The sequence below is a fragment of the Streptomyces sp. CB03234 genome (assembly GCF_001905885.1).
Classification (GTDB): domain Bacteria; phylum Actinomycetota; class Actinomycetes; order Streptomycetales; family Streptomycetaceae; genus Streptomyces.
Genome location: NZ_LIYH01000001.1, coordinates 797,722 through 818,359, shown reverse-complemented (window position 1 = coordinate 818,359; position 20,638 = coordinate 797,722). Strand labels below are relative to the sequence as shown.

Here is a 20,638-nt window from a genome sequence, read left to right as displayed (position 1 = left end):
CTCCCCTCGATCCGGGGGTCGGGGTTTCTTCATGACTGTTCGACGGGCGTGTTGCCGCTATCCCATTGGCCAAACGGTCCGCCCGTCGGGTAGAGACGCACCATGACGAGCACCAACTGGACCATCCGCCCCGAGCGTTACGACACGCCCGACGCCACCGCGCTGCGCCGCGACTACTACGACGACGTCGCGAGCCGCTACTGGCACCGGCCCGCGACGGCGGCGGAGGTCGAGGAGGGGCTCACCAACGACGGTGTGGAGCACCTCACGCCGCCCACCGGCCAGTTCGTGGTGGGCAGGGCGGACGGCAAGCCCGCGGCCTGCGGCGGGGTGCTCATGCTGGACGCGGAGCGGGCGGAGGTCACCCGCGTGTTCATACGCCACGCCTTCCGCGGCACCGGCGGTGCCGCGCTCCTGATGGACGCCCTGGAGTCGGCCGCCGCCGAGCTGGGCGCCCGGCGCATGGTGCTCAACACCCGGCTGGACCTGGTCGAGGCGCGCGCCCTGTACACCCGGTGCGGCTACCGGGAGATCCCGGCGTACTGCGAGGGCCCGTACAAGGAGATCTGGTACGGCAAGGAGCTGAGCGCCCGCTAGAGCGCGTGGTTGCGGCGGGGTTCGGGGGTCCGTGGCCGTTCCTGGTCGGAGCCGCACAGCTCGGCCGTCAGCTCGTGCACCAACTGGATCAGGTCGGTCGGCCGCTCCGGCCCCCACCAGTCGCCGAGCAGTTCGGCGAGGGACTCCTCGCGGGCGTGCGCGAGCCGGACGGCCACGTCCACGCCTTCGTCGGTCAGCATCAGCTGGAGGCCCTCGCGGCGCACCAGGTGCCGTTCCTCCAGTTGCCGGGCGGCCTCGGTGATGGCCCGGATGGGTACGGGGGTGGTGTCGGCGAGCCGGCCGGGCTCCACGGTGCCGTGGCGGCGGACGCGCAGCAGCAGCCAGCTGGCGGCGGGCAGCAGGTCCAGGCCCGCGCGGGCGGTGATCTTCTCGTAGATGGCCTTGCGGCCCTCGCGGGAGCCGAGCACCGACAGGGCGCGGGCGCACTCGTCGTAGGAGGAGCGTTCGACGGGGTTGGAGGCGACGGTCTGGCTGGGGTCGGGCGCGGTGACCGCGCCGCGCAGCCGGTCCTCCTTCAGCAGCCAGGCGATGAGGAAGGCGAGGGCGACGACGGGCGCGGCGTACAGGAAGACGTCGGTGATGGACGTCGCGTACGCGTGCAGGACGCCGGGGCGCAGGTCGGGTGGCAGTTCGGCGATGGCGCGCGGGTCGGCGGCGAGCTGGTCGGGTCCGGCGCCGGGGGGCAGTTCGCGGCCGGCGAGGGCGTCGGAGAGTTTGCCGGTGAGCCGGTTGGTGAAGATGGTGCCGAAGATGGCGACGCCGAAGGACGCGCCGATGGAGCGGAAGAAGGTGGCTCCGGAGGTGGCGACGCCGAGGTCCTCGTACGGAACGGCGTTCTGCACCACCAGCACCAGGACCTGCATGACCAGGCCGAGTCCGGCGCCGAAGACGAAGAAGTACAGGCTCATCTCCCAGTCGGAGCTGGACACCTTCATCCGGTGCAGCAGCACCAGTCCGACGGCGGTGACGGCGGTGCCGAGGATGGGGAAGACCTTCCAGCGGCCGGTACGGCTGACGATCTGGCCGGAGCCGGTGGAGGTCAGCAGCATGCCGAGCACCATCGGCAGCATGTGCACCCCGGACATGGTGGGAGTGACGCCCCGCACGACCTGGAGGAACGTCGGCAGGTAGGTCATCGCGCCGAACATCGCGAAGCCGACGACGAAGCTGATGACGGAGACGAGCGTGAAGGTGCGGATCCGGAACAGCTTCAGCGGCAGTACGGGTTCGGCGGCGCGCCGCTCGACGTACACGAACCAGACGAGGAGGACGGCGCCGAGGACGGCGAGGCCGATGATCTGCGCCGAGCCCCAGGCCCAGGTGGTGCCGCCGAGGGACGCCACGAGGACGAGGCAGGTGGCGACGGAGGCGATGAGGAAGGTGCCGAGGTAGTCGATGGTGTGGCGGGTGGTGCGCACCGGGATGTGCAGGACGGCGGCGATGACGAAGAGCGCGACGACGCCGATGGGGAGGTTGATGTAGAACACCCAGCGCCAGGAGAGGTGCTCGGTGAACAGGCCGCCCAGGAGCGGTCCGAGGATGCTGGTGGCGCCGAAGACCGCGCCGAAGAGGCCCTGGTACTTGCCGCGTTCGCGCGGTGAGACGAGGTCGCCGACGATGGCCATGGACAGCACCATGAGGCCGCCGCCGCCCAGGCCCTGGACGGCACGGAAGGCGATGAGCTGCGGCATGTTCTGCGCGATGCCGCAGAGCGCCGAGCCGATGAGGAAGATGACGATGGCGGTCTGGAAGAGCTTCTTGCGGCCGTACTGGTCGCCGAGCTTGCCCCAGAGGGGGGTGCCGGCGGTGGCGGCGAGCATGTAGGCGGTGACGACCCACGACAGGTGCTCCATGCCGCCGAGTTCGCTGACGATGGTCGGCAGGGCGGTGGAGACGATGGTCTGGTCGAGCGCCGCCAGCAGCATCCCGAGCAGCAGGGCGCCGATGGCGACCAGGACGGTACGCCGGTTCTGTCCCTGGCCCGGGGCGGGGCTGGTGGCCGGGGTGGTCACTTCCTGCGCCATGGGTTCTCCCTCGTCGTCTCGCGGGCCGTCGTCGTCTTGCGGGCCGTCGTCGTCTTGCGGGCCGTCGTCGTCTCGCGGGCCGTCGTCGTCTCGCGGGTGGGCGGCGGGCCGGACGCGTACCCCCTCCTCCCCCTCCCATCCTGGGCGCTTCGTCCCGATACGGCCCGCCGAGCGGGGGCGGGGGTGCGGTGGGTGGTCCTCCGGGGTGGCCGGCGGGCTGCATAATCGCTCGCAGTTCAAGGGGAGGGGACCACATTGACGGGACAGAACTGTCCTGAGTGCGGTGGTCGCGGCGGCGACTGCGGTTGCGCGTCCACGGAGGACACGCTGGGGATACGTCCGTACGTGAACCTGCGGGCGGAGCCGGAGCCCCAGCCGGGGGCGGGGCCGGCCTTTCCAGGTCCGGACCCGGCTCCGGCTCCGGGTCCTGGTTCCGGTCCGGTACCGCCTCCGTCTCCGGCTCCGCCTCCGCCTCCGCCCGCGACGATGCCGCTGTACGTGCCGCTGGTGCCCGAACTGGTGCCGCTGGAGGGCGCGGGCACGCCGCGCGGCGCGCGCGCCGGTACGCGGGCGCAGGCGCGGGCCCAGGCACGGTCCCGGAGCCGTGCCCGTCGCCCGTACGCCGTGTTCGGCACCGTGGTGGCGGTCGTCGCCGTGCTGGGCGTGGCCGGCTTCGCGGGCGGTCTGTTCGGCGGGGACGGGGAGGCGGACCGGCTGCTGCCCGACCTGTCACCGAGCACGCCCGCCTGGCCGAGCGGGGAGCCCAAGGGGCCGACCTCGTCGGCGTCCGGCTCGGCGTCGCCGTCGGGTTCCCCCTCCGTGTCGGCGTCCGTTTCCGCGTCCGCGTCCGGTTCGGCGTCCGCCTCCGCGTTCGCGTCCGCGTCGGCGACCGCTTCCGCGTCCCTGGCCATCGCCGTGCCGGGTACGGCGTCGGCGGCACCGTCCTCGAACGGCGCGCCGACCGGTCCGGCGACCGTCCCCTCGCCGTCCCCCACCCGCTCCCGGACGCCCGGCCCGGAGCAGTCGGAGGACGAGCCGGTGACCCTGCGGCGCGGCGACCGCGGCCCGGAGGTCACCGAACTCCAATACCGCCTGCGGCAGGCGGGCCTCTACGACGGCCCCATGAACGGCCGCTACAACGAGGACGTGGAGTGGGGCGTGGGCCAGTACCAGGAGGCCCGCGACCTGTCAGGCGACGGGTGGGGCGTGTACGGGCGGGAAACCCGCCGGTGGCTGGAGTCCGAGACGACGGGCCGCTGACCCCGGGGGGTGCCCGGGGCGGGCTGGCGTTCGGCGGGGGGATTTTGTATCGTGGAGGAACAAAGTGGTCCCGCCCGTATACCCTGACCGGCGGGCGGGCCACTTCGTACCTGTTTCTCCCCCCACCCCGTGGAGATCGCCGATGCCGGCCACCCCGTCCCTCCTGACCGCCCGGGCCCTCCTCCTCGACATGGACGGCACGCTCGTCAACTCGGACGCGGTGGTGGAGCGCTGCTGGCGCCGCTGGGCCCTGCGGCACGGGCTCGACCCGGAGGAGGCCCTCAAGGTGGTCCACGGCCGCCAGGGGTACGCCACCATGGCCGTCCTCCTCCCGGACCGCCCGATGGAGGAGAACCACGCCGACAACCGCGTGATGCTCGCCGAGGAGACCGCCGACCTGGACGGCGTCGTGCCGATCGGCGGCGCGCCCGCCTTCATGGCCGCCGTCGCCGCCCTCCCGCACGCCCTGGTCACCTCCGCCGACGCCCCGCTCGCCCGGGCCCGCATGGGCGCGGCCGGGCTGCGGATGCCGGACGTACGCGTGACGGCCGAGTGCGTGGGCGCGAGCAAGCCGGACCCGGAGGGGTTCCTGAAGGGCGCCGCCGAGCTGGGCTTCGACCCGGCGCAGTGCGTGGTGTTCGAGGACTCCGGGGCCGGCATCGAGGCGGGCCGCGCCGCCGGGATGCGGGTGGTGGGCGTCGGCCCGCGCGCCGGCGCGTACGCCCCCGACGTACACGTACCGGATCTGACGCACGTGCGCGTGGAGGCGGACGGCGCCGACGGCACCATCCGCCTCCACATCACCGCGTGACGCGCCCTACGGCGCCAGCGCCTCGTACAGGCTGAAGCCCGCCAGCGCCAGCATCAGACAGGCGGCGACCTTGGTGATCAGGCGCAGCGGTACGTACTTCATGAGCGTCCGCCCGCCCAGGATGCCGATCCCGGCGACCGCCCACAGGGCGAGTACGGCGCCGAGCCCGACGGAGAGCGGGTTGTCGTAGCGGGCGGCGAGGTTCGCGGTCATGATCTGCGTCAGGTCGCCGAACTCCGCCACCAGGATCAGCATGAAACCCGCCCCGGAGACCTTCCAGAAGGACTGGTCGGCCGGGGCCTTGATCTTCTCGTCCTCGTCGTCGCCCTTCTTCAGCAGCAGCACGGCCGCGCCCGCCAGGAACAGCACGCCGACCAGCGCCTGCACCAGCCGGTGCGGCAGCAGGGTCAGGACGCTGCCGGCGGCGACGGCGAGGACGACATGGATGGCGAAGGCGGCGGCGACACCCGCGAAGACGTAGGAGGCGCGGTAGCGGGTGCCCAGCATGAGGCCGGCGAGCGCGGTCTTGTCGGGGAGTTCGGCGAGGAAGACGACGCCGAAGGTGATCGCCATGATCGTGAGGCTGAGCACGGGATGGGATTCCTCAATCGGTCGGGCGGTTCCGCCGGACCGAGAAGAGACCTCTCAGGGTTTCGAGGAGTCGCTCCGGCACGGCGGCACCATGGATACGGGCATGGCACTGCTGTTGCCGAAGGTCTCGCTGGCGCACCCTGAACGGGCCGCCTCCGGGCGCCGGCCGGGCGCGAGGCCCAGCAGTATGTCGACGTTCCGGCGAAGAGCTACTCCCCTTCTGCTCCGTCCAGGGTACGTGATCGTCTTCTGTGCGACCGTCACCCCGACCCCTCCCGGTGCAGCTTCCCCCGGGCCACCAGCTCCAGCCCGGCCGCCACCGCCACGCCCTGCACCGCCATCAGCCCGACCAGCACGAACAGCTGCACCGCCCCCGCCAGCAGCGGTGACGCCCCGCCCAGCAGCATCCCCACGAACGCGCCCGGCAGGGTGACGAGCCCCACCGTCCTGGTCTGGTCGAGCCCCGGCAGCAGCGCGTCAGCCGCCGCCTCCCTGGCCACCTCCAGCCGCGCGTCCCGGGCCGGCAGTCCGAGCGCCAGCCCCGCCTCCACCTCGCCGTGCCGCGTGTCCAGCTCGTCCAGGGCGCGCCGCCCGCCGAGCACCGTCGCGGTGAGCGCCCCGCCGATGAGGATGCCGGTCACGGGGATCAGGGCGATGCCCTTGAGCGGGACGAGCCCGGTCAGCAGCAGCGCGCCGACGACCGGGACGACCCCGGCGGCGATGGGCACGGCCGCCCACCACCAGGTGCCGTTGGACGTGATGCGGCGCCCGGCCGTACGTACGGCGACGGCGTACATGAGCAGCAGGAAGGCGAGCAGCAGCGGTACGGAGCGGACGACCCACCCGATGACCAGCGACACGGCCGCGAGCTGCACCGCGGCCCGTACCCCCGCGGTGACGATCTCGCGTGGCGCCCGGAGGTGGGCGAGCGCGGCGACGGTGGCGGCGACGGCGAGCAGGACGGCGAGAACAGCCGCGAACGTGGCATTGACGGGCAGCAGCACACGTCAACCCTAAAGCCGGACAAGGCAGGTGCCGGGACGTCAGAAACCGGGCACAACCCTTGATGTGACGTGCACATGTCGTCACTCTGTAACCCGGCGCATCCCCCGGGGCAACCTGGCGCCGCCACGATGGCCGAGCCGCCCGACCGGGCGTCCGGCCAACACCCCCACATCCCAAGGGAGTCACCCATGTCCGGTGTCTACGCGCGTCGAATAGCCCGTCGAACCGCCGTCCTCGCCGCGTCCGCCGCCCTCGCCGCCACCGGCGTCCTGGCCACCGCACCCGCCGCCCAGGCCGCCCCGCCCACCCCGATCAGCGCCGACACCGCCCGCACGTACCTGGGCCGGCTCACGGTGAAGGCGGAAGGTTCCTCCAGCGGCTACAGCCGTGACCTGTTCCCGCACTGGATCACCCAGTCGGGCAGTTGCAACACCCGCGAAGTCGTCCTCAAGCGCGACGGCGTGAACGTCGTCCAGGACTCCAGTTGTGCGGCGGTCAGCGGCAGTTGGTACTCCGAGTACGACGGCGCCACCTGGCGCGCGGCATCGGACGTCGACATCGACCACGTCGTCGCCCTCGCCGAGGCGTGGCGCTCCGGCGCCAACGCCTGGACCACCTCGCAGCGCCAGGCCTTCGCCAACGACCTGACCCGCCCGCAGCTCATCGCGGTCACCGACGACGTCAATCAGGCCAAGAGCGACCTCGACCCCGCCGAGTGGCTGCCGCCGCGCACCGCGTACCGCTGCACGTACGCCCGGATGTGGGTGCATGTGAAGCACCACTGGAACCTGAGCGTCGACTCCGCCGAGAAGAGCGCCCTGCAGTCCGTCCTCAACGGCTGCTGACGGACCCGTACCCCTGAGCCTCCGTCGTTCCGTACCGTGGGTGTACGGGCGACGGAGGAGGCCGGGATGGCAGCCGGACTGCGGTTGGGACCACTCCTGCGGTACGTCGACTGGGAGCGCGGCGACCGCGCGACGGTCTGGGTCGAGGCCGACCGGCCCTGCACGGCCCGGGTCCGGTGCGCGGACGGCGCCGGCGGCAGCACCCGGACCTTCCAGATAGCCGGGCACCACTACGCCCTGGTCCCCGTCACCGGCCTGACGCCCGGGACCACGACCGCGTACGAGGTGCTGCTCGACGACCGGCCGGTGTGGCCGCCCACCGGCCCCGACTACCACTACCCGGCCAGTACGATCACCTCGCCCCGGCCGGGCGACGCCGAGTTGCGCGTCTCGTTCGGGTCGTGCCGCTGGGCCGCGCCCCCGGCGGGCGGGAAGGACCCGGTCGGCCCGGACGCCCTCGACACGCTGGCCACCCGGCTGGCCACGGACGCCGGCGCCGTACGCCCCGACGTGCTGCTCCTGCTGGGCGACCAGGTGTACGCGGACGAGACCTCCAAGGCCACCCGCCGCTGGCTGGCCGCCCGCCGGGACCTGCGCGAGGAGCCGGGTGCGCAGGTCGCGGACTACGAGGAGTACACCCACCTCTACTACGAGTCCTGGCTCGACCCCGGCGTGCGCTGGCTGCTGTCCACCGTCCCCAGCTGCATGATCTTCGACGACCACGACGTGATCGACGACTGGAACACCAGCGGCTCCTGGCTGGCCGACATGCGGCGCACCGGGTGGTGGCGGGAACGGATCCTCAGCGGGCTGATGTCGTACTGGGTCCACCAGCACCTGGGCAACCTCTCCCCCGGTGAACTGGACGCCGATCCGCTGTACGCGGCGGTCCGCGCCGTACCGGACGGGACGGAGCTGCTGCGCCGGTTCGCCGCCGAGGCCGACGCCGACCCGGCGCGGGCGCGGTGGAGCTACCGGCGGGACTTCGGCCGTACCCGGCTGGTGATGATCGACACCCGGGCCGGGCGCGTGCTGGACGAGCACAAGCGGGCCATGCACGACGAGGAGGAGGAGCGGTGGCTGGCCGAGCAGATGCTGGCCGACCGGGACCGCTGCGACCACCTGCTGGTCGGGGCCTCCCTGCCGTGGCTCCTGGCGCCGATGATGCACGCCGCGGAGACCTGGAACGCCGCGCTGTGCCGCGGTGAGCGGGGCGCGGCGTGGGCGCGGCTGGCGGAGCGGGTCCGCCGGGGGGCCGACCTGGAGCACTGGTCCGCCTTCCCCGACTCGTTCGAGCGGCTGACCCGGCTGCTGGCGGAGGCGGGCCGCGGCCCGGACGCCCCTGCCACGGTGTGCGTCCTGTCGGGCGACGTCCACCACGCGTACGTGGCGGAGCCGGAGTGGCCGGAAAACCCGGGTTCGGGGGGCGGGGCGGAGGCTGGGGGTGCGTCGGGGGCCGGCGGTGCCTCGGGGGCCAGGGGCGTGCTGGAGGCTGGGGGTGCGTCGGGGGCCGGCGGTGCGTCGGGGGGCCGGGGTGTCCCGGACGCGCGGGTCGTCCAGTTGACGTGCTCGCCCGTGCACAACCGGATCCCGCGTGTACTGAGGGTGGCGTTCCGACTGGGCTGGAGCCGGGCGGGGCGGTGGCTGGGGCACGGGCTGCGGCGGCACGGGCGCAATGAGCGGCCGGTCGTCGACTGGCGCCGTACCGGTGGGCCGTGGTTCGGCAACCAGCTGATGACGCTGACGCTCCGCGGGCGGTCGGCGGGGCTGCGGCTGGAGCAGGCGGCGGCCCGGGGGCGGGACCGGAGCGACGCCGAGCTGAGGACCGTACACGAGCGGACGCTCACGCCCGGGCGGTGAGCGTTCGGGCTGTGAGGCCCCCGGCGGTGTGAAGTCCGCTGTGAACGTCCGGTGAACGTCCGGTTCAGGCCCCTGCCAATCCCACCCATAGCGGATGGTGATCCTCCGGCCAGGGGTTCGGTGAGGGGCGAGGCAACGGCATGATGAGCTTTCGCCCGCCACGAGCGGGCGACGCCAGCTCCGCCCACCGCCCGAACCGCCCGAACCGCGTGAACCGCGTGAACCGCCTGCACCGCCCGCACCGCCCCCCTGCCCCGGGAGTCCGAGTCTTGTCGTCCGAAGTTCCCCATGCCATAGCCCTGGTCGGTGCGGGTCCCCGCGGCACGTCCGTGCTCGAACGGCTCTGCGCCTCCGTCCCGGAACTGGCCGCGGGAACCCCGCTGACCGTCCATGTCATCGACCCGGCCCCGCCGGGAGCGGGCCAGGTGTGGCGCACCGACCAGCCGGCCGAACTGCTGATGAACACGGTGGCGTGCCAGGTGACGGTCTTCACCGACGAGAGCGTGAGCTGCGAGGGCCCGATACGCCGGGGGCCCAGCCTGTACGAGTGGGCCGCCTCCCGCTCGTACCCGCTCGGCCCCGACGACTACCCCACCCGCGCCTGCTACGGCGCCTATCTGGAGTGGGCGTTCGCCCGCGCGGTGCGCGAGGCGCCGCCGGAGGTGACCGTGCGGGTGCACGCGGCACGGGCCGTACGCATGGAGGGTGCCGGCCCGGGGTGCGCCGGCCCGCAGACCCTCACGCTGGAGGACGGCACGGTCCTCACGGACCTGGGCGCGGTCGTCCTGGCCCAGGGCCACCTCCCGGTCGTCCAGGACCCGTCATCGGCTCACCTGGGCGCGTACGCGGCGCGCCACGGGCTGCGCCACTTCCCGCCCGCCAATCCGGCCGACCTCGACCTCACGCCCATCGTCCCGGGGGAGCCGGTGCTGCTGCGGGGCCTGGGCCTGAACTTCTTCGACCACATGGCCCTGCTGACGGAGGGCCGGGGCGGCACGTTCGTACGCGACGGGAGCACGCTCCGGTACATGCCCTCGGGCCGTGAGCCCCGGCTGTACGCCGGTTCCCGGCGCGGCGTCCCGTACCAGGCGCGCGGCGACAACGAGAAGGGCGCGTCGGCGCGGCACGAGCCGCTGCTGCTGACGCCGGACGTCATAGAGACGTTCCGCAAGCGGGCGGACGCGGGCGACCCTCCGGACTTCCTGGGCGAGATCTGGCCGCTGGTGGCCAAGGAGGTCGAGACGACGTACTACGAGGCGCTGCTGAAGCGGCCGCGGGGCTTCCGTACCCGTTTCCTGACCGACCCGGAGGCGGCCCTCGACACCTACGGCGTCCCGCCGCACGAGCGCTGGTGCTGGGAGCGGATCTCCCGCCCCTACGCGGGGGAAACGTTCCGGTCGACGGCCGGTTTCCGCGCCTGGCTGCTGTCGCACCTGCGCCGGGACGCGGCGGAGGCGGCCCGGGGCAATGTGGCCGGGCCGGCGAAGGCCGCGCTGGACGTGCTGCGGGACATCCGCAACGAGCTGCGGCTGATCGTCGACCACGCGGGATTGTCGGGCACCTCGCGCCGCGACCACCTGGACCGCTGGTACACGCCGCTGAACGCCTTCCTGTCGATCGGCCCGCCGCGCCGCCGTATCGAGGAGATGGCGGCCCTGATCGAGGCGGGGGTGCTGGATGTGATCGGCCCCCGTATGCAGATCCGTCCGGAAAAGGGCGTGTTCCTGGCTGAATCTCCCGATGTGCCGGGGTCGGCCGTGACGGCGACCACACTGATCGAGGCCCGGCTGCCGGAGCCGGACGTACGGCGCACCGGTGACGCGCTCCTCGCGGGGCTGCTCCAGTCCGGCCAGTGCCGCACCCATGTCGTCGACGGCTACGACACCGGAGGGCTGGACGTCACACCGTCCCCGTACCGCCTGATCGATCGTCACGGCCGGGCCCACCAGCGGGTTTTCGCGCTCGGCGTGCCGACGGAGGGAGTGCACTGGGTGACGGCGGCGGGCGCCCGGCCGGGTGTCGACTCGGTGACGCTCTCGGACACGGACGCGGTGGCCCGGGCCGCCCTGCGCGCCTGCTCCGGCACCAGCGCCGAACGGCTGAATGTTGAACTTGCAAGTATTGATTAGGACTCCCTAACCTGGAGGCTCGTCGGTTCCGTCCCCAACCGAAGGACCCCCCATGCCCAACCTCACCACGCGCCTCGATCAGTCCCGCCCTTACGCGCTCGGCCTGTTCCGGATAGTCGTCGGCCTGCTGTTCCTGTGCCATGGCGCCGCCTCGCTCTTCGGCGTCCTGGGCGGCGCGGGCGGCTCCGGCGGCACCGTCCCGGCCGGCACCTGGCCCGGCTGGTACGCGGCCGTCATCCAGCTCGTCGGCGGCGGACTGGTGCTGCTGGGCCTCGGCACCCGTACCGCGGCGTTCATCGCCTCGGGCTCGATGGCGTACGCGTACTTCAAGGTCCACCAGCCGATGGCCCTGTTCCCGATGGAGAACGGCGGCGAGGCGTCGGCCATGTTCTGCTGGGCGCTGCTCCTGCTGGTCTTCACGGGCCCGGGCGCGCTCGCCCTGGACGGCCTCTTCTCGTCCTCGCGGGCGGACGACCGCGAGCGCGAGCCGGTCGCCGCGTAAGCGCGGCGGGTACGCCGCGCTTACGCAGCCGCAGCGCACCCTTCCGACGCTGTACGCACCCTTCCGCACCCTCCCGCACCCAGGCGTGGGGCACCGGCCTCGCACAGTTCCCCTCGGTCCCCCGCCCGGGTGATCGCCGACCCGCCTTCCGGCGTACGCTTTCCGCCTGTCCAGCCGCGCCGCCCGCCTCACGGGACCGGCTTCACGGGACCGGGGAGTGAAGGTGCTCGAAAGCGTGGCCGCCGGCCCATGGATCTATACGGCCGTCGCCGTATCCGTCCTGCTGGACGTGTTCCTGCCGGTCCTGCCGAGCGGCATCCTGGTGATCACCGCCGCGACGGTCGCCGCGACGGGGAGTGGCTCGCTCCTCGCGCTGACGCTGTGCGCGGCCACCGCCTCCCTGCTGGGCGACCTCGTCGCGTACCGCCTCGCGTGGCGCGGGCGGTCCCGCCTGCACCGGGCGATCGCCCGGTCGCGCCGGCTGACCAGCGCGCAGGAACGTCTCGGCGCCGCTCTGGCGCGGGGCGGCGGCGTCCTCGTCGTCATCGCGCGGTTCGCCCCGGCCGGGCGCTCGGTGGTCTCGCTGGGCGCGGGCGCGGCGCGCCGCAAGGCCAGCCAGTTCCTGCCCTGGTCCGCCCTGGCGGGTGTGGTCTGGGCGTCGTACAGCGTGGGCCTCGGCTACTTCGGCGGGCAGTGGCTGGGCGCGACGTGGACGGGCGTCGCGGTATCGGTGCTCGCGCTGTTCCTGGCGGGCGCCCTCGCCGCCTACGTCATACGCCGCCCGCCGGCCCCGGCCCCGTCCCCGTCAGCGTCCCCGTCAGCGGCCTCTTAGCGGCTCCACCACGGAGGTGGGCACGGGAGTCAGTTGCGTACCCGGGGGCGTTCGATGGCGTGACGCGGTCAGGCCGTGCGGGCGCGGAGGCGGCGCAGCATGCGTGGATCCTGGAAACCGACTGAGCGGGCGGCAGCGTCGATCGTCGCGCCGTGGCTGATGAAGTGCTGGGCGCGTTCGAGGCGGAGGGTCTGCTGGTAGCGCAGTGGGGTGAGCCCGGTGGCGCGGCTGAAGAGGCGGGTGAGGGTGCGTTCGCTCACGCCGACGGCCGAGGCCAGGGTGGGTAGCGGGAGCGATTGGTCGAAGCGGGCGTCGATGAGGTCCTGGGCGCGGTGCACCGTGTCGTCGAGGTGGGACCGGTGCCGGAGCATCGCGCTGGACTGCGGCTCCTGACCGTTGCGGCGAGCGTAGACGACCATGTCCCGGGCCACCTGGGCGGCGACGGCCGGGCCGTGCCGGGTCGCGACCAGGTGCAGGGCCAGATCGATGCCGCTGGCGATGCCGGCCGAGGTGATCACCCGGTCGTCGGCGGTGAACAGTACGTCGCGGACGACCACCGCCCTGGGGTGGCGCAGGGCCAGCTCGTCCTGCACGTCGTGGTGGGTGGTGCAGTGGCGGCCGTCGAGCAGGCCGGCCTGGCCGAGCGCCTCGGCTCCGGCGCAGACGCTGGCCACAGTCCCGCCCCTGGCGTGGTGGTCGCGGAGGACCCGCAACGAGGCGGCGCCGATGGCTGGGGCGTCAGCCAGGGTGACTGCCCGCCAGCCGGGCACCACGATCAGATCCTCGGGCTGCAGCTCGGGCCAGTCGAGTCCGGCCACCAGCGGCAGCCCCTGGGCGGTGGAGACCTGTGGCTGCTCGGCGACGTAAGAGAGCGTGTAGGGGTGCCCGAAGTCGGCGGCCGTGGAAAAGACCTGCGCGGGGCCGGCCAGGTCCAGCAAGTGGACTCCGGGCACCAGGAAGAAGACGATGTGAGTCACGATTCGGTCATCATGACGGAAGTCCCGCGGCGGCCTCCAGCTGAGCGACCGTCGCGATGGTGGCGAAGCGTCCGGCGAGGGCGTACTCGGTGCGCCTGATGACCTCTTCGGCAGGCAGCGTGCGGGGGTCGGCCAGCAGCTCGGCGACGCTCTGGTCGGCGGGAGCGTCGCGGTGCGGGATGGGATTGGTCGCGGTCGCGTCGACGGCAAAGGTGACCCGGTAGCCGAGGTCGCTGGCGACGCGGATGGTGGTCTCCACGCACTGCTCGGTGCGGATGCCGCAGACGGTGAGTTCGCGGACGCCGCGCTCGGTGAGGAGCTGTTGCAGGTTGGTGGTGGTGAACGCGTTGTGCGAGGTCTTGTGGATCAACGGCTCCCCATCCGCTGGTTCCAGCTCCTCCATCAGCCGGACATGGCCGAGGGCCGGGTCGAAGACATCGCCGGTGCCGGGCTCGGAGTGCAGTACCCACACCACCAGGTCCCCGGCTCGGCGGGAGAGCCGGACCAGTCGGTTCACCTGGTCGGCGATCTTCGGGTCGGAGGTGGTTGCCCAGAGCGGACGGGCGCGGAAGGACTCCTGGACATCGATGACGATCAGTGCTCGGGTCATGTCCCAAGCCTGAGCCGCCGGGCGTGGGCGGCAACAGGCCGCATCGGGTCCGGCAGCGGACCGATCCGGTCAGCAGGAGGGAATCCCGTGCTCGGGCGAACCGTGTCTGCCCTGCTGCCGCCACCCAGTTCAACACCTACGGGCGGACGCTCTTGGCGGCGGCGCCCCGCACTTCGATGCCGTCGAGCAGCCGCCGGGTCGCCTCGGCGACCTCGTCCACGGCCCGCTCGAACACCTCCCGGTTGTGCGCGGCGGGCGCCCGGAACCCGGACACCTTGCGTACGTACTGCAGGGCTGCGGCGCGGATGTCCTCCTCGGTGGCCTCGGTGGGGAGTACGGGCGGGCGGAGGGTCTTGATACTGCGGCACATGGCTCCAGTGTGCGCCCCCGCGGCCCGCCCGAGCCCCGGTATCAGCGCTTCCGTCGCTTGCGTTCCCGGTCGCGTTCCCGTTCCCGTTCCCGGTCGATGGTGTAGGTCGCCCAGTCCCCGCGGTGCAGGTTGCACCGCGAGGCCCCCACCATCGCGAGCCGCTGACAGCGCCCACCGTGCTTGGTGCGCGCGCCGCACTTGGACTGCGTACGAGCCATGTCGCCTCCTGGTCCCTCCGCCGGCTTCCCCCACGGCAGAGTCGCTCTCCCCCGACCCGGGAGGGCAGGGCGCACGGCGGTCCCACGAAGGTGCGCTCCGTCGCACGCGCGGTTCGGCACCCGATGCGCGACGTACGGACCGAACCTAAACTGGCGATGGAGGTACGCACCATGTCCAAGCGAGGAAACAAGCGCCGCGCCCGTAAGAAGAAGGGCGCCAACCACGGCAAGCGTCCCAACGCCTGACACCTGATCCGGCCCTCCGCCGCGCCGCGACCGTATCGGGCGGCATCGGGCGGCGCAGGCGGCACAGGCGGCCGGATCGGCCAGGAATCGGGACGTGCCCGGTCACGGAACCGCACCTAGCATCGTCGTCATGGACATCACCATTCACACCAGCTTCCTCCCGCATGTCGACCCGGACGCCTCCCTGGCCTTCTACCGTGACTTCCTCGGCTTCGAGGTCCGCAGCGACGTCGGACAGGGCACGATGCGCTGGATCACGGTCGGCCCCGTCGGCCAGCCCGGCACGTCCATCCTGCTGGCGCCGCCGGCCGCGGACCCCGGGGTCACCGAGGACGAGCGCCGCACCATCCTCGAGATGATGGCCAAGGGCACCTACGGCTGGATCCTGCTGGCCACCCGGGACCTCGACGGCACCTTCGAGAAGCTGCGGGCCGGCGACGCCGAGGTCGTCCAGGAGCCGACCGAGCAGCCGTACGGTATCCGCGACTGCGCCTTCCGCGATCCGGCGGGCAACCTGGTCCGCATCCAGCAGCTCCGCTGACCCCTCGGCCCGGCACCCGGCACCGCCGCCCACGGCCCGTCCCGAACCACCCACCCCCCCACCGACGGGACTCACCGCCCGTCCCGGACCGCCCACCCCGCACCGACGGGACTCACCGCCCGTCCCGGACCACCCGCCCCGCACCGACGCGCACCGCACCGCACCGCACCGCACCGCACCACGCCCCACCACCCCACCCCGCCCTCGCCCCGCCCGATATCCGACTGCCGGTTCGGGCGACCGGTCACAGCACAGCCCCCGCCTCGTCGTGAAACACCTCCGGCCAGTAGCGGTAGTCGTCCGGACCGGCCGCGGGGAGGCAGGCGACGGGGTCGACCGAGGCGAGGGTGGCGATCATGGTGTTGGCGAGCTGGTGGTAGAAGTCGTTGGTCAGGCCGTGCTCCTTGTTGAGTTTCTGCTCGCGGCTGTGCATCCACACCGTGAAGGCGAGGGTCGAGATGTCGGCGTTCACCGGGGTCAGTGCGTCGGCGCCGCACTCGAGGTGGTGGACCGCGCCGGTGCGCCCGTCGAGCACGACGTCGAAGTCGTGCATCAGCCCACCCAGGACCAGCAGCCGGTCGGCGTCGTCCGGCAACTCGTCACCGACCCACAAGCGCCACAACTCCGAGTCCCTGCCGAGGCGTTCACGCTCCTCCCTCAACGTACTGAGCAGGGTGTCGTGATCGTCCAGCCAGAACATCAAGCCGTCCTTGGGCAGCCCGACCTCGGCGAGGAACCGCCGCGTCGGCCCGTGTTCCAGGCCCGCGGGCAGGTCCGCCGGGTCCAGCCTCACAATCTCCCCGGCCCCGAACTCGTCCTCCAGGAGCCCAACCGGCAGATCGAGCCGCAGTCCCCTGCCCGGTCGGGCGATCAGCGCCATCGGCCGTATCAGCGCGGCGATGCGCCAGAACACCGGGACCTCCTCCACCCAACCCGCCCCCTCCTCGGCGAACACGGCGAGCAGCCGCTCGGAGGCGGCCGCGACCACCTCGGCCCCACTCCCCCCCGCCAGATCGGCGAACCGCCCGCGCAGCGCCCCGAGGTCGTCGACCGCCGCCCCCCGCGACCACTGACAACGCGGCCGCACGCCCCAAACCCCCACCGACTCCCCGCTGTTCGATTAGTTTGGAGCCTCATCGACGACCCACGTGCCCCAGGAGGCTCTTGTGCCGGACCGCGACCCCGCGCCCCTCTCCGCCGCGGAGATTCACGCCCGGATCGACACCAGCAAGCCGCACTCGGCCCGCTTCTGGAACTACTTCGTGGGCGGCAAGGACTACTACGAGGTGGACCGCGAGCTCGGCGACCAGATCAAGGCGATCTTCCCCGGCCTCGTCGACGTGGCCCGCACGAGCCGCCACTTCCTCGGCCGCGCGGTCCGGTACCTGGCCGGTGAAGCGGGTGTCCGCCAGTTCCTCGACATCGGCACGGGCCTCCCGACCGGCGACAACACCCACCAGGTCGCCCAACACGTCGCCCCGGACAGCCGGATCGTGTACGTCGACAACGACCCCCTGGTCCTGGCCCACGCCCGTGCGCTCCTCACCAGCACCCCTGAGGGCCGCACCGCGTACATCGACGCGGACCTCTACGCCCCCGACACCATCCTGGAAGCCGCGTCGGCCACCCTGGACCTCTCCCGGCCGGTGGCCCTGATGATCCTCAACACCCTGGGCCACGTCGCCGACCACGACCGGGCCCGGTCCTTGATCAACGACCTCATGGCGGGCCTCCCCTCGGGCAGCTACCTCACGATCTGCGACGGTACGGCCACCAGCGAGGGCATGATCGCCGCCTCCGAGGCCTACAACAAGAGCGACGCCGTCCCGTACTACGTGCGCAGCGTCGAGGAGATCGCCGGCTACTTCTACGGCCTCGACCTCGTCGCCCCCGGAATCGTCCCGGTCACCGACTGGCGCCCCGCCCCGGACACCCCGAAGCCCACCGACCCGGTCGACGCCTACGGCGGCGTGGGCCGCAAGCCGTAGGCCCCCTCCAGGGCGTTCAACGCCACGCCCCACGGATACCCGCCGGGCAGCTCCTGGCCCGGCGGGTTCGCCACGTACGCACCCTCGCCGTACAGCACCGTCACCCCGGCCGCCCCAAGCGTCGCCACCGAAGTGCCGAACGCCGGATGCCGCAGATGGGCCTCGTTCACGCACGGCATCATCATGGTGGGGATGCCCTTGCCGACCCCCTGGGCCGCCACGCTCACGACGAACTTCGCCGTCAGCCCCAACGCCCACTCGTTCATCGAGCCGAACGTCGCCGGAGCGAACAGAATGACATCCGCCTCGGGCCACACATCCGGTTGCCCGGGCAGGTCGTACGCGAACCGCACAGGATGCCCCGTGAGCGCCGCCAGACCGTCCAGACTGTGCTCCAGCCACCGGGCAGCGGTCGGCGTCAGACCGAGGCACACGTCCCAGCCCCGGCTCTGAGCGTCCTCGATCACCCGGGCGACATCGAACACGGGCGGCGCGGCTGAGCAGAACAGATACAAGGTCCTCGTCATGCCCCCATCCGATCACACCCAACCACAGCCACTCGGCGAGGGCTTGAGGCGGCGTGAGGCACCCGCCGCCGATGCGGGTATCGCACCCTGACGGCAAAGGCCTCCAGCCGTAGTCGGGTCCTCAGCGCCGACCGCATCCGCGAGGAGCAGCGCCGTCGAGGTCATGCAGACCTATGGAAAAGGCACCCTTCGGTGGAATGAGTCTGTATGGGGGTTGTCGGTGGCACGTACTAACGTGCCCGCAGCATTCCGTCGATCTTCGTACGCTTGAGGAGCCACGATGCCCGGAGACACCCCCGAGCTGCCGAAGGATCTGCGCACCCTGATACCGGAGTACGCGGGCCTTGCCCGGGAAACCACCCTCCTCAACCCGGAGCCCGGTGAACCTGGTGTGCGGGAGAGCTCGCTGGGAGGGCAGCTGCTGTGGCCCGCGGACGAGCCGTGGCCGTACTGCGCGCAGGAAGACCACTGGACGTACGGGTCCGACTGGCGCAGCCGCACCCGAATCGTCCCGGGCGCGGTGCCGATGGTGCCGATCCTCCAGCTGTTCGCCCACGATGTGCCGGGGTTGCAGTTCCCGGAGGGGAAGGACCTGCTGCAGCTGGTGTGGTGCGCGCTGATACATGAGCAGGATCCCGGCCCGGTGATGCCGCGGCTGTACTGGCGCAACGAGGCGGAGGTCGTGGCTGGAGGGCTGCTGTCCGAGGTCCCCGGGGTGAGCGAGGGGGAGTACGACGAGGACCACATGCCGGAACCCTCCACGTTGTCCCCGACTACCGCGGAGGACTGTCCGAGGTGGCTTGATCTGCCCAAGGAGATGTGGGAGACCTGGGAACCTCGTCTCCGGTCGCCGACGGGCGGCTCCATGTGGCCGCCCGACTCCAACGTCATCGGGACGAAGGTCGGCGGCTGGCCCGCCTGGACGCAGCCTGCCGACTGGCCGAACTGCGAGAGCGGACACCGCATGGAGCACCTTCTGACCATCACCGGCGACATACAGCTGGGCGACTGCGGCGGCGTCTACTTCTTCCTTTGCCGCCAGTGCCCCGGTCTCCCGTGGGACTGGCGCTTCGACTGCCACTGACAGCTGAGGCCGGTGGGCGGCTTGGCAGTGGCGTGCCCGGGCTGGGGTCGCGCATGATCAGGGGCCGTACGCTTGCCGGCTGCTCGGGCAGGCCCTCAACTACCCTGGAGCTGCCGTGCGAGCGAACACGGCAGAACTACGACAGGGGGAGCGGTGAAAGCACCCGCGGAGCTGGTCGGCACCCGTGTCACGCGTACGGCCTTCGACCACCAGGTCCGGATAAGCTTCACCGATCACGCCCCAGACGGCCGCATCCGCGTCGATGGCGAGCTCGTCATCGAGACACCGTTCACCTTCACTGACTCCTCGGGCCACCAGGCCCTTCTGACGCCGGCCACTGGACCGTCCTTGGCGCCCCTCCTCGGCCTGTTCGCCAGGTCCGTCACCGACAGCAAGGTCACCGGGCTGGGAGCGCTGTCCCTCACCTTCGATGACGGCACTCGGCTCAGCGTCGAGCCAGACTCCGACTACGAGTTGTGGAGCATCACCGGCTCAGGAATCGATCCCGTCCTGGTAGGCCCGGGCGGCGAAACCGACTGGCAACACTGACCACCGCCGCAGCCGACGCCACTGCGGCACTCCGCCAGTGTTGCGACCGCTGGAATCCGCCCCTATGGGCCGGGGCAGGGGGCGCTTTCGTCCGTCTGGAGGCCTGCCTCAGGCAGGCCCTGCCGCACAGCGCTCGACAGCCTCCAGGACCAGCGCCCACGGGTACCCTTCCGGGCGCCCTTGGCCGGCTGGTTCGCACCGATCCGCCCTCGCCGTACAGAACCGTCACACCCGTCGACCGGAGTGTCTCCACCGACTGGCCGAGGGCCGTGCTGGGCGTAGGCCGCGCTCACGCACGGCATCATCACGGTGGGGATGCGCTTCCCGATGCCCTCCGCCACCACGCCCACGACAAAATTCGACGTCAGCCCGAGTGCCCACTCGTTGATGGAGTCGAAGCCCGCCGGCACGGCTGTCCATACGGATACATGAACGTCGCGCCCCACGAGATGGGCGCCTCCATCACCATAAAGCAGTTCGACGAGGCGCTGAAGCAGGTACGGAAGCAGAAGCTGCCCCCGTCAACGCTCACCTCAAGGCGTCCGCGCTTCCTCGTCGATCGCGCTGTGGTGGAGATGGAGACCGGCCACGCCGACACGGCACTGCGGCATCTTGTCGAGGCGCGGCGTGCCGCGCCGGAGCAGACCCGGTACCTCCCCGGAACGCGGGAGGCCATCACCGGGCTCCTGCACACCGCTCGGCGGACGCCTGACTCCCTCAGCCGCATGGCGGCACGGATCGGCCTGCAGGAGACACTCACAGCGCTCACAGAACTGTGAGCATTCAGGCCCTGCCACCCCGCCACTCTGTCCTCGTGCCTGAACGGACGGACGGCCTGCTGGTGGGGCCGGGCACGGCTCGCCAGGGCGTGGGCACACCACGAGAGACCGTGGCCATGAGCTTAGTGGCTCGCCCCATGGTGGCTGCCTAAAGCCGTGGAGTCGACCGCCCCAACCCCAGCGGGTTTCCCGCTCTTCGCCCGCAGCACGCGGCGCGCCGCCTGGCGCAGCCAGGCCGGGCGAAGACAGTGGCCGGGCCGCGCCGTCGAGGC

The 20,638-nt window shown here is 72.1% G+C and carries 23 protein-coding genes and 1 pseudogene; 14 read left to right on the top strand and 10 right to left on the bottom strand.

Annotated elements, in window-relative coordinates; translation table 11 throughout:
• Window positions 1-102: 102 nt before the first annotated feature.
• On the top strand, window positions 103-597 hold the full coding sequence (locus AMK26_RS03705; protein ID WP_073751833.1) for a GNAT family N-acetyltransferase: 495 nt from the start codon (window positions 103-105) through the stop codon (window positions 595-597).
• Here the strand turns inward: AMK26_RS03705 and AMK26_RS03700 are convergent.
• On the bottom strand, window positions 594-2,642 hold the full coding sequence (locus AMK26_RS03700) for an MFS transporter (RefSeq protein ID WP_073751831.1): 2,049 nt from the start codon (window positions 2,640-2,642) through the stop codon (window positions 594-596). The genes AMK26_RS03705 and AMK26_RS03700 overlap by 4 nt on opposite strands.
• 486 nt (window positions 2,643-3,128) lie before the next feature.
• On the opposite strand from AMK26_RS03700, the gene AMK26_RS03695 reads away from it, so the two are divergent.
• Together AMK26_RS03695 and AMK26_RS03690 are read left to right on the top strand one after the other, a co-directional pair.
• Window positions 3,129-3,902, top strand: coding sequence for a peptidoglycan-binding domain-containing protein (locus tag AMK26_RS03695; protein ID WP_073751829.1), 774 nt, complete (start codon window positions 3,129-3,131; stop codon window positions 3,900-3,902).
• A 142-nt stretch (window positions 3,903-4,044) separates the two neighbouring features.
• Entirely contained in the window at window positions 4,045-4,713 is a 669-nt protein-coding gene (locus tag AMK26_RS03690; RefSeq protein WP_073751827.1) for an HAD-IA family hydrolase, read from the top strand.
• A gap of 6 nt (window positions 4,714-4,719) precedes the next feature.
• Here the strand turns inward: AMK26_RS03690 and AMK26_RS03685 are convergent, their stop codons facing one another.
• Window positions 4,720-5,304, bottom strand: a complete 585-nt coding sequence (locus AMK26_RS03685) for a TMEM165/GDT1 family protein (protein ID WP_073751825.1) — start codon at window positions 5,302-5,304, stop codon at window positions 4,720-4,722.
• A gap of 260 nt (window positions 5,305-5,564) precedes the next feature.
• On the bottom strand, window positions 5,565-6,308 hold the full coding sequence (locus AMK26_RS03680; protein WP_073751823.1) for an ABC transporter permease: 744 nt from the start codon (window positions 6,306-6,308) through the stop codon (window positions 5,565-5,567).
• Between the two features lie 189 nt (window positions 6,309-6,497).
• Here AMK26_RS03680 and AMK26_RS03675 point away from each other — a divergent pair, with 189 nt between their 5' ends.
• The 5 genes from AMK26_RS03675 (at window position 6,498) to AMK26_RS03655 (ending at window position 12,477) form a co-directional block, all read left to right on the top strand.
• Window positions 6,498-7,154, top strand: coding sequence for an HNH endonuclease family protein (locus AMK26_RS03675; protein WP_073751821.1), 657 nt, complete (start codon window positions 6,498-6,500; stop codon window positions 7,152-7,154).
• Window positions 7,155-7,220: 66 nt separating this feature from the next.
• A complete protein-coding gene (locus AMK26_RS03670) occupies window positions 7,221-9,014 on the top strand; it encodes an alkaline phosphatase D family protein (RefSeq protein ID WP_073751819.1) in 1,794 nt (597 codons plus the stop codon).
• A 269-nt stretch (window positions 9,015-9,283) separates the two neighbouring features.
• Window positions 9,284-11,143 (top strand): FAD/NAD(P)-binding protein, encoded by a 1,860-nt coding sequence (locus AMK26_RS03665; protein WP_073751817.1) that lies wholly within the window; start codon window positions 9,284-9,286, stop codon window positions 11,141-11,143.
• 52 nt (window positions 11,144-11,195) lie between these two features.
• Window positions 11,196-11,645 (top strand): DoxX family protein, encoded by a 450-nt coding sequence (locus AMK26_RS03660; protein ID WP_073751815.1) that lies wholly within the window; start codon window positions 11,196-11,198, stop codon window positions 11,643-11,645.
• A 223-nt stretch (window positions 11,646-11,868) separates the two neighbouring features.
• Window positions 11,869-12,477 (top strand): DedA family protein, encoded by a 609-nt coding sequence (locus AMK26_RS03655; protein ID WP_073752998.1) that lies wholly within the window; start codon window positions 11,869-11,871, stop codon window positions 12,475-12,477.
• Window positions 12,478-12,545: 68 nt separating this feature from the next.
• On the opposite strand, the gene AMK26_RS03650 is transcribed toward AMK26_RS03655, so the two are convergent.
• The 4 genes from AMK26_RS03650 to AMK26_RS37190 form a co-directional block, all read right to left on the bottom strand.
• Window positions 12,546-13,454: a GlxA family transcriptional regulator gene (locus tag AMK26_RS03650; RefSeq protein ID WP_073751813.1), complete on the bottom strand. Its 909-nt coding sequence runs from the start codon at window positions 13,452-13,454 to the stop codon at window positions 12,546-12,548.
• 10 nt (window positions 13,455-13,464) lie between these two features.
• Window positions 13,465-14,064, bottom strand: coding sequence for a cysteine hydrolase family protein (locus tag AMK26_RS03645; RefSeq protein WP_073751811.1), 600 nt, complete (start codon window positions 14,062-14,064; stop codon window positions 13,465-13,467).
• A gap of 136 nt (window positions 14,065-14,200) precedes the next feature.
• Window positions 14,201-14,434, bottom strand: coding sequence for a DUF2277 domain-containing protein (locus AMK26_RS03640; protein ID WP_073751809.1), 234 nt, complete (start codon window positions 14,432-14,434; stop codon window positions 14,201-14,203).
• Between the two features lie 41 nt (window positions 14,435-14,475).
• Window positions 14,476-14,652, bottom strand: coding sequence for a hypothetical protein (locus AMK26_RS37190; protein WP_198943983.1), 177 nt, complete (start codon window positions 14,650-14,652; stop codon window positions 14,476-14,478).
• 171 nt (window positions 14,653-14,823) lie between these two features.
• Between AMK26_RS37190 and AMK26_RS38660 the strand changes: the two genes are divergently transcribed.
• Window positions 14,824-14,898: a 50S ribosomal protein bL37 gene (locus AMK26_RS38660; protein ID WP_373297613.1), complete on the top strand. Its 75-nt coding sequence runs from the start codon at window positions 14,824-14,826 to the stop codon at window positions 14,896-14,898.
• 130 nt (window positions 14,899-15,028) lie between these two features.
• Complete coding sequence (locus AMK26_RS03635) at window positions 15,029-15,439, top strand: VOC family protein (RefSeq protein ID WP_073751807.1); 411 nt, start codon at window positions 15,029-15,031, stop codon at window positions 15,437-15,439.
• A gap of 244 nt (window positions 15,440-15,683) precedes the next feature.
• On the opposite strand, the gene AMK26_RS03630 is transcribed toward AMK26_RS03635, so the two are convergent.
• Window positions 15,684-16,526, bottom strand: coding sequence for an SUKH-4 family immunity protein (locus tag AMK26_RS03630; RefSeq protein ID WP_241837784.1), 843 nt, complete (start codon window positions 16,524-16,526; stop codon window positions 15,684-15,686).
• A 79-nt stretch (window positions 16,527-16,605) separates the two neighbouring features.
• On the opposite strand from AMK26_RS03630, the gene AMK26_RS03625 reads away from it, so the two are divergent.
• The gene (locus AMK26_RS03625; RefSeq protein ID WP_073751803.1) at window positions 16,606-17,427 is read left to right on the top strand and encodes an SAM-dependent methyltransferase; all 822 of its coding nucleotides are present in this window, start codon (window positions 16,606-16,608) and stop codon (window positions 17,425-17,427) included.
• On the opposite strand, the gene AMK26_RS03620 is transcribed toward AMK26_RS03625, so the two are convergent.
• Window positions 17,400-17,954: a flavoprotein gene (locus AMK26_RS03620; protein WP_073751801.1), complete on the bottom strand. Its 555-nt coding sequence runs from the start codon at window positions 17,952-17,954 to the stop codon at window positions 17,400-17,402. The genes AMK26_RS03625 and AMK26_RS03620 overlap by 28 nt on opposite strands.
• A gap of 280 nt (window positions 17,955-18,234) precedes the next feature.
• Here AMK26_RS03620 and AMK26_RS03615 point away from each other — a divergent pair, with 280 nt between their 5' ends.
• Together AMK26_RS03615 and AMK26_RS03610 are read left to right on the top strand one after the other, a co-directional pair.
• The gene (locus tag AMK26_RS03615; RefSeq protein WP_073751799.1) at window positions 18,235-19,038 is read left to right on the top strand and encodes a DUF1963 domain-containing protein; all 804 of its coding nucleotides are present in this window, start codon (window positions 18,235-18,237) and stop codon (window positions 19,036-19,038) included.
• 153 nt (window positions 19,039-19,191) lie between these two features.
• Complete coding sequence (locus tag AMK26_RS03610) at window positions 19,192-19,587, top strand: DUF6188 family protein (RefSeq protein WP_073751797.1); 396 nt, start codon at window positions 19,192-19,194, stop codon at window positions 19,585-19,587.
• A 108-nt stretch (window positions 19,588-19,695) separates the two neighbouring features.
• On the opposite strand, the pseudogene AMK26_RS37585 reads toward AMK26_RS03610, so the two are convergent.
• Window positions 19,696-19,994 (bottom strand): annotated as a pseudogene (locus AMK26_RS37585) (flavoprotein); the annotation flags it as partial.
• A gap of 21 nt (window positions 19,995-20,015) precedes the next feature.
• On the opposite strand from AMK26_RS37585, the gene AMK26_RS03605 reads away from it, so the two are divergent.
• Entirely contained in the window at window positions 20,016-20,366 is a 351-nt protein-coding gene (locus tag AMK26_RS03605) for a hypothetical protein (RefSeq protein WP_073751795.1), read from the top strand.
• Window positions 20,367-20,638 lie beyond the last annotated feature (272 nt).

What these genes read in the sequence shown, in the direction of transcription:
- AMK26_RS03690 (WP_073751827.1), top strand. Translation starts at nt 4,045, where the DNA reads ATGCCGGCCACCCCGTCCCTCCTGACCGCCCGGGCCCTCCTCCTCGAC.
- AMK26_RS03670 (WP_073751819.1), top strand. Translation starts at nt 7,221, where the DNA reads ATGGCAGCCGGACTGCGGTTGGGACCACTCCTGCGGTACGTCGACTGG.
- AMK26_RS03605 (WP_073751795.1), top strand. Translation starts at nt 20,016, where the DNA reads ATGAACGTCGCGCCCCACGAGATGGGCGCCTCCATCACCATAAAGCAG.
- AMK26_RS03635 (WP_073751807.1), top strand. Translation starts at nt 15,029, where the DNA reads ATGGACATCACCATTCACACCAGCTTCCTCCCGCATGTCGACCCGGAC.
- AMK26_RS03640 (WP_073751809.1), bottom strand. Translation starts at nt 14,434, where the DNA reads ATGTGCCGCAGTATCAAGACCCTCCGCCCGCCCGTACTCCCCACCGAG.
- AMK26_RS03645 (WP_073751811.1), bottom strand. Translation starts at nt 14,064, where the DNA reads ATGACCCGAGCACTGATCGTCATCGATGTCCAGGAGTCCTTCCGCGCC.
- AMK26_RS03620 (WP_073751801.1), bottom strand. Translation starts at nt 17,954, where the DNA reads ATGACGAGGACCTTGTATCTGTTCTGCTCAGCCGCGCCGCCCGTGTTC.
- AMK26_RS03615 (WP_073751799.1), top strand. Translation starts at nt 18,235, where the DNA reads ATGCCCGGAGACACCCCCGAGCTGCCGAAGGATCTGCGCACCCTGATA.
- AMK26_RS03660 (WP_073751815.1), top strand. Translation starts at nt 11,196, where the DNA reads ATGCCCAACCTCACCACGCGCCTCGATCAGTCCCGCCCTTACGCGCTC.
- AMK26_RS03705 (WP_073751833.1), top strand. Translation starts at nt 103, where the DNA reads ATGACGAGCACCAACTGGACCATCCGCCCCGAGCGTTACGACACGCCC.
- AMK26_RS03700 (WP_073751831.1), bottom strand. Translation starts at nt 2,642, where the DNA reads ATGGCGCAGGAAGTGACCACCCCGGCCACCAGCCCCGCCCCGGGCCAG.
- AMK26_RS03695 (WP_073751829.1), top strand. Translation starts at nt 3,129, where the DNA reads ATGCCGCTGTACGTGCCGCTGGTGCCCGAACTGGTGCCGCTGGAGGGC.
- AMK26_RS37190 (WP_198943983.1), bottom strand. Translation starts at nt 14,652, where the DNA reads ATGGCTCGTACGCAGTCCAAGTGCGGCGCGCGCACCAAGCACGGTGGG.
- AMK26_RS03675 (WP_073751821.1), top strand. Translation starts at nt 6,498, where the DNA reads ATGTCCGGTGTCTACGCGCGTCGAATAGCCCGTCGAACCGCCGTCCTC.